The organism is Staphylococcus sp. 510, from assembly GCF_057219715.1.
Genome location: NZ_JBXVVK010000001.1, coordinates 274968 through 289142, shown reverse-complemented (window position 1 = coordinate 289142; position 14175 = coordinate 274968). Strand labels below are relative to the sequence as shown.

General features: G+C 30.4%; 16 protein-coding genes. All 16 read left to right on the top strand.

Features of this window, described 5'->3' with window-relative positions; all coding sequences use genetic code 11:
* Nucleotides 1-73 precede the first annotated feature (73 nt).
* Entirely contained in the window at nt 74-757 is a 684-nt protein-coding gene (locus AC2D8K_RS01325) for a tRNA (adenine(22)-N(1))-methyltransferase (RefSeq protein WP_002451873.1), read from the top strand.
* Nucleotides 754-1857: a Nif3-like dinuclear metal center hexameric protein gene (locus AC2D8K_RS01320; RefSeq protein WP_002451874.1), complete on the top strand. Its 1104-nt coding sequence runs from the start codon at nt 754-756 to the stop codon at nt 1855-1857. Before AC2D8K_RS01325 ends, AC2D8K_RS01320 begins: the two co-directional genes overlap by 4 nt.
* 126 nt (nt 1858-1983) lie before the next feature.
* Nucleotides 1984-3327 (top strand): DEAD/DEAH box helicase, encoded by a 1344-nt coding sequence (locus AC2D8K_RS01315; RefSeq protein WP_484697857.1) that lies wholly within the window; start codon nt 1984-1986, stop codon nt 3325-3327.
* A 9-nt stretch (nt 3328-3336) separates the two neighbouring features.
* Entirely contained in the window at nt 3337-4227 is an 891-nt protein-coding gene (locus AC2D8K_RS01310) for a deoxyribonuclease IV (RefSeq protein ID WP_484697855.1), read from the top strand.
* A 106-nt stretch (nt 4228-4333) separates the two neighbouring features.
* The gene (locus AC2D8K_RS01305; protein ID WP_002451877.1) at nt 4334-5104 is read left to right on the top strand and encodes a metal ABC transporter ATP-binding protein; all 771 of its coding nucleotides are present in this window, start codon (nt 4334-4336) and stop codon (nt 5102-5104) included.
* A 55-nt stretch (nt 5105-5159) separates the two neighbouring features.
* Nucleotides 5160-6020, top strand: coding sequence for a metal ABC transporter permease (locus AC2D8K_RS01300; protein WP_002451878.1), 861 nt, complete (start codon nt 5160-5162; stop codon nt 6018-6020).
* On the top strand, nt 6010-6429 hold the full coding sequence (locus tag AC2D8K_RS01295; protein ID WP_002451879.1) for a Fur family transcriptional regulator: 420 nt from the start codon (nt 6010-6012) through the stop codon (nt 6427-6429). The genes AC2D8K_RS01300 and AC2D8K_RS01295 overlap by 11 nt, the downstream gene beginning before the upstream one ends.
* A 292-nt stretch (nt 6430-6721) precedes the next feature.
* Entirely contained in the window at nt 6722-7321 is a 600-nt protein-coding gene (locus AC2D8K_RS01290) for a superoxide dismutase (protein WP_002451880.1), read from the top strand.
* Between the two features lie 128 nt (nt 7322-7449).
* Entirely contained in the window at nt 7450-9519 is a 2070-nt protein-coding gene (locus AC2D8K_RS01285) for a peptidoglycan D,D-transpeptidase FtsI family protein (RefSeq protein WP_002451881.1), read from the top strand.
* Nucleotides 9520-9650: 131 nt separating this feature from the next.
* Entirely contained in the window at nt 9651-9800 is a 150-nt protein-coding gene (rpmG, locus tag AC2D8K_RS01280) for a 50S ribosomal protein L33 (RefSeq protein WP_002451882.1), read from the top strand.
* A gap of 234 nt (nt 9801-10034) precedes the next feature.
* Entirely contained in the window at nt 10035-10589 is a 555-nt protein-coding gene (locus AC2D8K_RS01275) for a 5-formyltetrahydrofolate cyclo-ligase (RefSeq protein WP_002451883.1), read from the top strand.
* The gene (locus AC2D8K_RS01270; RefSeq protein WP_002451884.1) at nt 10586-12040 is read left to right on the top strand and encodes a rhomboid family protein; all 1455 of its coding nucleotides are present in this window, start codon (nt 10586-10588) and stop codon (nt 12038-12040) included. Before AC2D8K_RS01275 ends, AC2D8K_RS01270 begins: the two co-directional genes overlap by 4 nt.
* A complete protein-coding gene (locus AC2D8K_RS01265; RefSeq protein WP_002451885.1) occupies nt 12030-12233 on the top strand; it encodes a YqgQ family protein in 204 nt (67 codons plus the stop codon). Before AC2D8K_RS01270 ends, AC2D8K_RS01265 begins: the two co-directional genes overlap by 11 nt.
* Nucleotides 12230-13216 carry an ROK family glucokinase gene (locus tag AC2D8K_RS01260; protein ID WP_002451886.1) on the top strand — a complete coding sequence of 329 codons (987 nt, stop codon included), beginning with the start codon at nt 12230-12232 and terminating at the stop codon, nt 13214-13216. Before AC2D8K_RS01265 ends, AC2D8K_RS01260 begins: the two co-directional genes overlap by 4 nt.
* Nucleotides 13216-13539 (top strand): MTH1187 family thiamine-binding protein, encoded by a 324-nt coding sequence (locus AC2D8K_RS01255; protein WP_002451887.1) that lies wholly within the window; start codon nt 13216-13218, stop codon nt 13537-13539. The genes AC2D8K_RS01260 and AC2D8K_RS01255 overlap by 1 nt, the downstream gene beginning before the upstream one ends.
* A 3-nt stretch (nt 13540-13542) precedes the next feature.
* Entirely contained in the window at nt 13543-14166 is a 624-nt protein-coding gene (locus AC2D8K_RS01250) for an MBL fold metallo-hydrolase (RefSeq protein WP_049425182.1), read from the top strand.
* The last annotated feature ends 9 nt before the right edge of the window (nt 14167-14175 follow it).

The following is a 14175-nucleotide window of genomic DNA, read 5'->3' as shown; positions in this document are numbered from 1 at the left end:
TATTTCATTTATAAGTGATATCATACATACAATCAATTATTTTAAATACTTGTAAAAAAGGGAGACCATTTTAATGATTACGATAAATCATAGATTACGAACTGTATCAGAATTTATTAAACCTGGGACACTTGCTGATATTGGTTCAGATCATGCTTATTTACCTATCTACGCTATTCAAACCAATTTAATATCGCAAGCAATCGCTGGTGAAGTTATTAAAGGTCCTTATGAAGCTGCAAGAAATAATGTCCAAGAATATGAACTAAGTAACCAAATTGATGTGCGACTTGGAGATGGTTTAGAGGTAATAAATCACCATGAACATTTAGACAATATTACTATTTGTGGCATGGGAGGTCCTTTGATAGCTAAAATATTAAAAGAAGGACAACAAAAACTTCAATCAAAACCTAGACTTATCCTCCAAAGTAATATACAAACACAAAGTTTAAGAACATTATTACAAGACATCAACTATCAAATTATTGATGAACGCATTATGGAAGAAAAAGGACATATTTATGAAATAGTTGTAGCTGAATATCAATCAAAGAGCTGCCATTATACTGAATTTGAACTTAAATTTGGCCCAGTATTACTAGAAAACAAAAATGAATGTTTTTATAATAAATGGGAAAGAGAATTACATGCGTTAGAAAAGATAAAACAACAACTTAATCCAGACATTCATCAACATCGATATCAAGAGATTGAAGCAGAAATAGTAATGATTAAAGAGGTGCTTAAAAAATGAAAATTAACGAATTAATGGCAATGTTAGATGAACATGTGCCTTTTAACACTGCAGAATCATGGGATAACGTTGGGCTACTTATAGGTGATGAATCACAAGAAGTTACTGGGATTTTAACAGCCTTGGATTGTACGTTAGAAATCGTAGAACAAGCAATAGATAAAAATATCAATACTATTATTAGTCACCACCCATTAATTTTTAAAGGTGTTCAATCAATTACTAATCAAGGCTATGGTGAAATAATCAGATTACTAATTCAAAATAATATCAATTTAATAGCAATGCATACGAATCTAGACGTTAATCCTAGAGGTGTCAATGCTATGTTAGCCACTAAAATTGGCCTAAAAAATACTAACTTGATTAATAAAGAACCTGAAAAATATTTCAAAGTTCAAACCTTTATCCCCGAAAGCCATGTCGAAACATTTAAACAACAACTTAATGATATTGGATTAGCTAAAGAAGGTAATTATGAATACTGCTTCTTTGAAAGTAAAGGTCAAGGACAATTTAAACCTGTAGATGATGCCAATCCTTATTTAGGTGAAATCGGTGAAGTTGAATACGTAGATGAAGTGAAATTAGAGTTTATGATTTCATATTCACAACGACAATTAACTGAGAAAGCGATTCACCAATATCATCCTTATGAAACCCCAGTTTATGATTTTATTGAATTATCAAAAGAAGGTTCATATGGTTTGGGTATTATTGGAGAATTAAACGAACCAATGAATATAGATGATTTTGTTTCTTATGTTAAATCTCAATTACAAATTCCTAGTGTCCGATACGTTGGTTGTTCAAATACTACGATTAATAAAGTAGCAATGATTGGTGGTTCTGGTATTGGATTTGAATATGAAGCTTCACAATTAGGTGCAGACATATTTATTACTGGCGATATTAAACATCATGATGCACTTGATGCCAAAATTGCGGGCGTCAACTTATTAGATATCAATCATTATAGTGAATATGTGATGAAGGAAGGATTAAAACAATTACTAGAAGAGTGGTTAGTAGAAGAAAATGAAAGTAATATCAAAATACTAGCGTCAGATATTAACACAGATCCATTCACATATATTTAATATATCGTTATATTTTTGATAAACATTAATTTAAACGAATATATCCGATATCAAAGATGAATTATATTTAAAAACACTATCAATTACTTTATAATAGTAAAGATGAACTTATAAGGAGGCCATACAATGGCAAAACATCCATTTGAACACTTCAGTTTAAACTCTAGTATGATCGAAGCTGTAAAAGATTTAAGATTTGAGAAACCAACTGAAATTCAAAATAGAATTATTCCTAGAATATTAAAAGGAACTAACATCATTGGACAATCACAAACAGGTACAGGTAAATCCCATTCATTTTTATTACCATTAGTTAATGAAATTGATACTGAAATTCATGAACCTCAAGCAATCGTTGTTGCACCTACAAGAGAACTAGCGCAACAACTTTATCAAGCAGCTAACCATTTAAGTAGTTTTAAAGAAGGTGTCAATGCCAAATTATTTATCGGTGGTACAGATATTGAAAAAGACAGACAACGTTGCAATCAACAACCACAATTAGTCATTGGTACACCAACAAGAATCAATGATTTATCTAAAAGTGGGCATTTACACACACATTTAGCCTCATATTTAATCATAGATGAAGCTGATTTAATGATAGATTTAGGATTAATAGAAGATGTAGACTATATCGCATCACGATTAGAAGAACATTCAAATATAGCTGTATTCAGTGCAACAATTCCTAAATCTTTACAGCCATTTTTAAATAAATATTTAGAACAACCTGATTTTGTAGAAGTAGATAACCAATCACAAAATAAAAAGAATATCGAATTTTATTTAATTCCTACTAAAGGAACTGCAAAAGTTGAAAAAACACTTAAATTAATTGATATATTAAACCCTTATTTATGTATCATTTTCTGTAATAGTAGAGATAGCGCCGATGAATTAGCACGTACACTCAATGAGGCCGGTATCAAAGTAGGTATGATTCATGGTGGATTAACACCTCGTGAACGTAAGCAACAAATGAAACGTATTAGAAATCTTGACTTCCAATTTGTGATTGCAAGTGATTTAGCATCAAGAGGTATCGATATTGAGGGTGTAAGTCATGTCATCAATTTCGATGTACCAAATGATATCGATTTCTTTACTCATAGAGTAGGTCGAACTGGTCGAGGAAACTATCGTGGTGTTGCAATCACATTATATAGTCCAGATGAAGAGGATAATATTTCTGCAATTGAAGATAGAGGTTATGTCTTTGAAAATGTGGATATTAAGAACGATGAGCTTACGCCTATCAAAGCACACAATACTAGACGTACTAGACAACATAAAGACGACCATCTAACAAATGAGGTTAAAAATAAAGTACGTAGTAAAACAAAACGCAAAGTTAAACCAGGTTATAAAAAGAAATTTAAACAAGAAGTTGAAAGAATGAAGCGACAAGAACGTAAACAATTTAGTAAACGTCAAAACCGTCAAAATAGAAAGAGTAGAAAAGGATAGGTGAAGTAAATGTTACTTGGATCACATGTATCAATGAGTGGTAAAAAAATGTTAGAAGGATCTGCAGAAGAAGCACACAAATTCGGTGAATCTACATTTATGATTTACACAGGTGCACCTCAAAATACACGACGAAAAAGCATTGAAGATTTAAATATCACTAAAGGTCATGAAGCAATGGAAAAATATGGATTATCTAATATCGTTGTTCATGCGCCTTATATTATTAACATTGCAAATACCACTAAACCAGAAGTTTTCGAATTAGGCGTTAACTTTTTACAAAATGAAATCGAACGTACCCAAGCTATAGGAGCTAAAGATATCGTCTTACACCCAGGGTCACACGTGGGTGCTGGTGCAGATGTAGGTATTAAAAAAATTATAGATGGATTAAATGAAGTATTAACAAATGACAATAATGTGAGAATTGCATTAGAAACAATGGCTGGGAAAGGGTCAGAAGTAGGTCGTACATTCGAAGAAATTGCACAAATTATTGATGGCGTAACACATAATGAACGTTTATCAATTTGCTTTGATACTTGTCATACTCATGATGCTGGCTATAACATTAAAGAAGATTTTGATGGGGTATTAAATGAATTTGACAAAATTATTGGTGTAGATAGAATAAAAGTTGTTCACGTCAATGATAGTAAAAACGAACAGGGTGCTCATAAAGATAGACATGAGAATATCGGATTTGGTCACATCGGCTTTGATACACTCAATTATGTAGTACATCATGATACATTTAAAGATATACCTAAAATTTTAGAAACACCATATGTTGGTGAAGATAAAAAAAATAAAAAGCCTCCATATAAACATGAAATTGAAATGTTAAAATCACAAACATTTGATCCAAATTTAAAAGATAAAATTTTAAATCAATAAATATCTAAACTGGCGTTACAGATTATTCTGTAGCGCCAGTTTAGTCGTAAACATTACTATTTACATTAGGTATATCAAGATGTATAGTATAAAATGAGGTGAAAAAATGACAACACCAGTATTTGAACTCAAAAACATTGATTATTATTTTGATCATAAACAAGTACTTGAAAATATAAATATTAAAATTAATAAAGGCGAGTTTTTAGCAATAGTAGGCCCAAATGGTGCCGGAAAATCCACTCTTTTAAAAATCATTTTAGGTTTATTACCTTTACAATCTGGAGAAATCTTTATTGATGGACATCCAATAAAAAATAATAAATCTTCGTTGAAAATTAGTTATGTTTCACAAAAGGCTTCTTCATTTACTGCCGGTTTTCCAGCAAGCGTTAAAGAAGTGGTTCTTAGTGGACTAACTAAAACAAAAAAACTCTTCCAACGTTTTAACCAAAATGATGTAAAACAAGTTGAACATGTATTAGAACGATTGAATATTTCACATTTATTTCATAAAAATATTGCAGAGCTATCAGGTGGTCAACAACAGCGTGTTCTCATTGCACGTGCTTTAATTTCTAATCCGAGTGTGTTGGTTTTGGATGAACCTACTAATGGAATTGATGCTAAACACGTAAATGAGTTTTATGAAACACTAGATCGCTTAAAAAAAGAAGGCATCACTATAATTTTAGTCACTCATGATATTGGTGTAGTTGCTGATACAGCTACTGAAGTGGCATGTTTAAATAAACATTTGCATTTTCATGGTACAACAGAAGATTTTAAATCTCTGGACGAAGTTGAAATTTCTAAAATATATGGTCATCCGATTCAATTTGTTGATCATCAACACAATAGAGAATGTTGTAATTAATATTAGTTTTACTATCTATATATCTAATCAGAAATAATTTTGAGGAGTGTAACTCATGATAGATGCATTATTAAATTTTGATTTTATGAGATACTCCTTAATTAGTGGTATCTTAATAGGTTTTATTGCACCTTTAATTGGTGCTTTTATAGTAGTACGAAGGCTTTCACTAATTGCTGATGCTTTGAGCCATGTTACATTAGGTGGAATATCATTTGGCATGTTTGTGATTACAGTAATACCTGCATTAACTTTAATTAACCCAATGTGGTTTGGTATATTATTTGCTATTATAGGTGCATTATTAATTGAAAAATTGCGCACATCTTATACAAATTATCAGGAAATCGCAATTCCAATTATTATGAGTGCAGGTATCGCATTAAGTGCTATTTTTATCTCATTGGCTGATGGATTTAACCAAGAAATTGTAGGCTTATTATTTGGCTCTATCAGTGCAGTAAACTTAAGTGATTTAACAACTATCATTTTCATTACTATTTTAGTATTATTATTTATTTCATTATTTTACAAAGAATTATTTATTTTATCTTTCGATGAAGAATATAGTAAAGTGATAGGTATTCCAAAATGGATCCAGTTTTTATTTATTGTCATAGTTGCAATGGTTATTTCTGCGTCTATGAGAGTAGTTGGAATATTATTAGTCAGTGCTTTAATCACATTACCTGTAGCAATTGCAATGCGTTGGACTAAAGGATTTAAACAATTAATTGTACTAAGTATTATTATTGGTGAACTTTCAGTCATATTAGGACTTGTTGTAGCTTTTTATATCAATATTTCGCCTGGTGGCGTGATTGTAGTACTATTAGTCATTATGCTAATGATAACGATGACTTATCAAAAATTAAAATCAAAGTCACAAAAGGGAGATCGTAAATATGAATACTAGTGATGCAATTAAAATTTTAAAAGAAAACGGTTTGAAATATACAGATAAACGTAACGATATGCTCAATATTTTTGTTAAAGAAGATAAATACATTAACGCTAAATATATACAACAAGTAATGGATAAAGATTATCCAGGTATTTCATTTGATACTATTTATCGAAATCTTCATTTATTTAAAGATTTAGCCATTATTGAAAGTACTGAATTAGATGGCGAAATGAAGTTTAGAATTGCTTGTACTAATCATCACCATCATCACTTTATCTGTGAAAAATGTGGTGATACAAAAGTCATCGACTTTTGTCCAATTGATCAAGTAAAACAATATTTACCGAATGTCGATATTCATACACATAAACTTGAAGTTTATGGTATTTGTGAAAAATGTCAAAAGATAGCTAAATAAATGATATCTTAATTTTAAGATGGAATGACAAATGGGCTTAAGAGTTAAGTCTAAGTGATTCCATCTTTTTATTTAATGTGAAAGTACACAAATTTTCTCAAAAAGTATACTTCATTAGTATGAAATAGATTAATATGTATGTTTTATTCCGGTTTAATGTTTAAATAAAGCTATTTTGAGATATATAATAATTGTAAAGATAATTAGCAGCACATAAGTAAGCACATTTATTGTCGAAAATGTGACTGCTTGTTATGATGAAATTACAGACATTTTAGGAGGATGATTATTTATGGCATTTGAATTACCAAAATTACCATATGCATTTGACGCATTAGAACCACACATCGATAAAGAAACTATGGAGATTCACCATGATAAACACCACAACACTTATGTAACAAAATTAAACGCAGCAGTAGAAGGTACTGACTTAGAAGCTAAATCAATTGAAGAAATTGTAGCTAACTTAGATAGTGTACCTTCAGATATTCAAACTGCAGTTAGAAATAACGGTGGCGGTCACTTAAACCACTCATTATTCTGGGAATTATTAACACCTAATTCAGAAGAAAAAGGTGAAGTAGTAGATAAAATTAAAGAACAATGGGGTTCTTTAGATGAATTCAAAAAAGAATTCGCTGACAAAGCTGCAGCTCGCTTTGGCTCAGGTTGGGCTTGGTTAGTTGTTAATAATGGTCAATTAGAAATCGTTACAACTCCAAACCAAGATAACCCATTAACTGAAGGTAAAACACCTATCCTTGGCTTAGATGTTTGGGAACATGCTTATTACCTTAAATATCAAAACAAACGTCCAGATTATATCAGTGCTTTCTGGAATGTTGTTAACTGGGAAAAAGTTGACGAATTATACAACGCTGCTAAATAATTTAACAGTATTTTATCGAGTCTGGAACTTTAATAGTTTTCCAGACTCTTTTTTTATCAAAATGATAGAAAAATTTTTGATTTTCATATATCATTTTAAAGAGATACTTTGAATAGAGGTAGGTTGTTTTGCTTAAAAGATTAAAGGAAAAATCAAATGATGAAAAAGTAAGAAACACCATGAATCGAAGAATTAATTTTATCTTTGGATTAGTTGTGTTTATTTTTGCAATTATGGTATTAAGACTTGGTTATCTACAGATTGCACAAGGTTCACATTATAAACAATTAATTAAAAATGATGAAAATATTACCGTGAATGAATCTGTACCTAGAGGACGCATTGTAGACCGTAATGGTAAGGTCTTAGTAGACAATGCATCTAAGATGGCTATTACATATACAAGAGGGCGTAAAACATCACAAAAAGAGATGCTCGAAACCGCTAAAAAGTTATCTTCATTAATTAATATGGATACAGACAAAATTACTGATAGAGATAAAAAAGATTTTTGGGTTACTTTACATCCCCAAAAAGCGAAAGACTTAATGAAAAAAGAGCAGTCTATGTTAGAAGATGGCAGCATTTCTCAGGAACAATATGATGAACAACAACGAAAAAAAATTGGTAAAAAGCAATTAAGTGAATTATCAAAAAAAGATTTACAAATATTAGCTATTTACCGTGAAATGAATGCGGGTAGTACTTTAGACCCTCAAATAATTAAAAATGAAGATGTTACAGAAAAAGAATATGCAGCAGTGTCACAACAATTATCTAAACTACCAGGTGTTAATACATCTATGGATTGGGATAGAAAATATCCTTATAAAGACACACTTAGAGGTATATTTGGTGATGTTTCTACGTCAACAGAAGGTTTACCAAAAGAACTAACTGAGCAATATTTATCTAAAGGTTATTCACGAAATGACCGAGTAGGTAAATCATACCTAGAATATCAATATGAAGATGTACTTCGTGGTAAAAAGAAACAAATGAAGTATACAACAGATAAATCTGGTAAAGTCATCAATTCTGAAGTCATTAATCCAGGTTCAAGAGGTCATGATTTACAATTAACAATTGATATTGACTTACAGAAAAAAGTTGAGTCTCTTTTAGATAAACAAATTGCAAAATTGCGTAGTCAAGGTGCTAAAGACATGGACAATGCAATGATTGTTGTTCAAGACCCTAAAAATGGGGATATATTAGCTATGGCAGGCAAACAAATTAGTAAAAATGGTAAATTAACGGATTATGATATCGGAAACTTCACAGCACAATTTGCTGTAGGTTCCTCTGTTAAAGGCGGAACGTTACTTGCTGGTTATCAAAATAATGCTATTAAAGTTGGAGAACAAATGGTCGATGAACCATTAAAATTCCAAGGTGGATTAACAAAACGTTCTTACTTTAATAAAAACGGACGTGTAACTATTAACGATAAAGAAGCGTTAATGCATTCATCTAACGTTTATATGTTTAAAACAGCGTTGAAATTAGCAGGAGATCCATATTATTCAGGTATGCCATTACCAAGTGATATCTCAATGGCAGGTCAAAAACTTCGTAAAGGGTTAAATCAAGTTGGACTAGGTGTTAAAACAGGTATCGATTTACCAAATGAAACAAATGGTCAAATTGAACCATTAACAAATAATCCAGGGAATTACCTAGACCTATCAATTGGTCAGTATGATACGTATACACCTTTACAACTATCACAATATGTTTCAACTATTGCTAATAATGGTTATAGAATTCAGCCTCATATTGGACTATCTATACATGATGCAACAAATAAAGATGAATTAGGTCCAGTAAAACGAAAAGTTAAAGGAAATGTATTAAATAAAGTCAATAATTCTCAAAAAGAAATTGATGAAGTTCAAGATGGCTTTAAAATGGCCTTTAATGAAAAAGATGGGACAGGATATGCTAGTTTCAAAGATACCGTAGTACCATCAGCAGGTAAGACAGGAACAGCAGAGGTCTTCCAAGATGGAGAACCAAGAGTAAATTCAACGTATGTTGGTTATGCACCAATTAAAGATCCAAAACTGGCTTTCTCAATCGTATATACGAATCAACCTGTACCGCCACCTTGGTTAAATGGTGGAGATTTAGGAAGAGATGTCATTAATTATTACTTTAAAGATAAAGATAAAAATGGTGATAGTACAGAAAAATAGTCGTTACATTTAATTCTATTTAGTAATAATTTCAAAAGTATTACTATTGATTCTTAAAATTTACTTTGCATTTAATCAACTAATTGGTATAATGTAAAGGTCGTATTTAGAAAAGGTAAGGAGGAATAATCATGCGCGTTAACGTTACATTAGCTTGTACAGAATGTGGTGAAAGAAACTACATCTCTACAAAAAACAAAAGAACAAACCCAGAACGTATTGAAATGAAAAAATACTGTGCACGTGATAATAAACAAACTTTACACCGTGAAACTAAATAATTAAATTATTTAACTAAACAAATATTCAATACAAAAAGACGGAAATCTAAATTTAGATTCCGTCTTTTATTTTTTAAATCGATTCTTAAACATGATTTTAATTTTGACAATCATTCTACAGAATTTTGAACAATAGTTTCAATATAATAATTGTAATTACTATTATACGATTCAACTTAATGACATAAAATTACATAAACGTTATAATATGGGATAGTAAAAGTAGGTGGAAAAATGAATAAAAAAGAGATAAGATCGTCTATTTTAACCACAATGAAAAAACATTCTAATACTGAAAAAGATATTGCTGATGATTGGTTAGCTAATCAGTTTTTAAAATCTCAATCATATCAAGAGGCAACATCTATTGGTATAGTACTATCCTTACCACATGAAGTGAATACATATAAAATCATTCAACAATCACTGAAAGATCATAAAAAAATATTTGTTCCTGAAGTAGACTACAAATCCAAAATCATGACTTTTAAACAACTACTAGATTTGAATGAAATAGAACGTGATGAAAAAGGTATCTATCATTCTATATCAAATACTAATACATCAAATCAATTAGATTTAGTTGTCGTTCCTGGTGTCGGATTTAAAAGCGATGGATACAGAATAGGATACGGGGGCGGTTTCTATGATCGTTTTCTTTCTAAATTTAAACCGAATACAATTAGCTTATTATATGATTTTCAATTAATTGATTTTAAACCAGATGAACACGATCAACCTGTAGATGAGTTAATTATTTATAATGGCCACAAGTGGAGGCAAAAATGAACATAAAAAAGCAATTTTGGAAAACCATTTATTACTGGATTAGATATTTAAATTATGATGTTATAAGTAGAGAAAAAGATGATCAAGAAATATGGTTAAGTAATAAAAAAAAGAAGAGTATAGTCATATTTTCAAATTATGTTACCTCAACACAAGAAATACGTTTTGATAAAAGTAAAATTATTGAAAATCAAGAACAGATTGAGGTGCTTGTTGGATATAAACCTACATCATTTCAATTTTATTATTTTACAGACAAAACGTTAACAACAGATTCATTAGACGAAACATATCCTTTAAAGTTAAAATTTAAGATTATTAAAGAGGATAGAGATTTAGAACGTGTATTGCCAAATGTTATTTTAACTAAATTATTTAAGCGTAATGATTCTAAAAAAACGTCAGTCTCATATAGAAATAAAGTACTCTCAAACAATATTTTAGATAAACATATGCAACGTTTTTCACCCATTACATATATATTAATTATATCGAATGTTGCCTTATGGTTATGTATGATACTTTATTTCAACCGCTTTTCTGATATAAAATTACTAGATGTAGGTGGCTTAGTACATTTTAATGTAGTTCATGGTGAATGGTATCGATTAGTCACATCAATGTTTCTACACTATAATTTTGAACATATTTTGATGAATATGTTATCACTTTACATTTTTGGTAAAATAGTAGAATCAGTGTTAGGATCCTGGAAGATGTTAGCTATTTATTTATTTGCTGGCATTTTCGGTAATTTCGTATCATTGTCTTTTAATACAACAACGATTTCTGTTGGTGCTAGTGGCGCAATTTTCGGACTAATAGGTTCGATTTTTGCCATTTTATATTTAAGTAAAACATTTGATAAAAAAGTAATTGGTCAATTATTAATTGCTTTAGTCATTTTGATTGGTCTATCATTATTCATGTCAAATATTAATGTCATGGCTCACTTAGGTGGATTTGTTGGTGGACTACTAATCACTTTAATTGGCTATTATTTCAACGTAAACCGTAATATATTTTGGATATTATTGATTACTTTACTGGTTCTTTTTGTGGCAATGCAAATTAGAATATTTAGTATTAAAGAAGATAATATCTATGACAAATTAATACGTGATCAAATGTTATCGGGACATTATGATGAAGCCAAAAAAATTGTTAACCAATCTATTAAAAAAGATTATGCAGATGATCAAACATATTACTTAAGTGGATTAATCACTGCTACTAAAAGTTCTAAAGCTGAGGCTATGGCAGACTGGGAACGCGGATTAAGATACTTTCCTAATTCCGGTATATTAAATTATGAAATGGCAATTGCCAATCGTTCATTAAAAGATAATGATAAGGCTATAAAATATATTAAGAAAGCAGTAAAAGCTAATCCTAATAATTCTCAATATAAAAATTTAGAAAAAGAGTTGAGTAAAAAAAGTGACTCGTAAACTTAATAATTTCTATGATGTTTTACAGTTATTAAAAAAATATGGATATATCATCTATTTCAAAGATCCACAAGATATGTATGAAATGATGTTACAAGAAATCAAATCTTTATACCATTTTGAGTTATTAACAAAAGATGAATATCTTAAATGTATAATGATAATAAACCAAAGAAGGAATGAACATAAATGACGAAAATTATTTTAGCTGCAGATATTGGTGGGACTACTTGTAAATTAGGTATATTTAATACTAATCTCGACCGTATTGAAAAATGGTCAATCCATACAGATACAACTGATCATACAGGAAAATTACTTTTAAAAAATATACATGAATCATTTAAAGAAAAGGTAGCTGAACTAGGTTATGAAATGTCAAATGTGATTGGTGTGGGAATCGGTGTCCCTGGCCCAGTTGACTTTGAAACTGGTGTTGTCAATGGTGCGGTAAATTTACACTGGGAAGATAGCGTAAACGTAACTGAAATTTATCAAAGTTTCATAGATTGTCCAGTTTATGTAGATAACGACGCTAACGTTGCAGCATTAGGTGAAAAGCATAAAGGTGCAGGTAAAGGTGCTGATGATGTTGTTACAATCACATTAGGTACAGGCCTTGGTGGCGGAATTATTTCTAATGGAGAGTTGGTACATGGTCATAATGGTTCAGGTGCTGAAATAGGACACTTCAGAGCTGACTTTGATCAACGATTCAAATGTAATTGTGGTAAATCCGGTTGTATAGAAACAGTTGCCTCAGCTACAGGCGTTGTTAATCTAGTTAATTTCTATTATCCAAAATTAACTTTTAAATCATCAATCCTACAACTCATTAAAGATAATAAAGTAACAGCTAAAGCAGTATTTGACGCAGCTAAAGAAGGAGACCAATTCTGTATTTTCATTACTGAAAAAGTAGCTAATTATATTGCATACTTATGTAGTATTTTAAGTGTTACTAGTAATCCGAAATACATTGTTTTAGGTGGCGGCATGTCTACAGCAGGCTTAATCTTAGTAGAAAATATCAAAACTGAATATAGAAACTTAACATTTACACCTGCACAACAAGATACTGAAATTGTTCAAGCAGAGTTAGGAAATGATGCAGGTATCACTGGCGCAGCTGGCTTAATTAAAACATACATTTTAGATAAAGAGGATGTGAAATAATGGCAATTGTTGACGTTGTAGTCATTCCAGTAGGTACTGAGGGACCAAGTGTTAGTAAGTACATTGCTGAGATTCAAACAAAATTAAAAGAATATAAAGAACAAGGCAAAATAGATTACCAATTAACACCTATGAACACACTTATCGAAGGCGATTTAAAAGATTTATTTGAAGTAGTACAAGCGATTCATGAATTACCATTTGATAAAGGTTTAGATAGAGTTTGTACGAATATCAGAATTGACGATCGCAGAGATAAATCAAGAAAAATGAATGATAAGTTAAAATCTGTACAAAAACATTTAGATAATGGTGGGGAGTAAATTATGAGAATCTCTAGTTTAACTTTGGGGTTAGTAGATACTAATACGTACTTTATAGAAAATGACAAAAAGGTATTACTTGTGGATCCATCTAGTGAAACAGATAAAATTGTTAAAAAGTTAAATCAAATCAATAAACCTTTAGAAGCAATCATACTTACTCATGCACATTATGATCATATTGGTGCTTTAGACGATATTATAAACAAATACAACGTACCAGTATATATGCATAAAGAAGAGTTTGACTTCTTAAATGATCCTGAAAAAAATGGTGCATCAAAATTTAAACAATATGGTATGCCACAAGTAATTAGTCAAGCTAAACCTGAAGCCCTTAATGAAGGCCCAGCACAAATTGGGGATTTTACATTTAATGTATTGCATACTCCGGGACACTCACCAGGAAGTTTATCATTTGTATTTGATGAATTTGCAGTTGTAGGTGATACTTTATTTAATAATGGTATTGGTAGAACTGATTTATATAAAGGTGATTATGAAACACTTGTTGATTCTATCAAAGATAAATTATTTGAATTAGAAGGTGATTTACCATTATTCCCAGGTCATGGACCTTATACTACAGTCGACGATGAACAATTGAATCCATTTTTAAATGGCTAAAGTAAATTA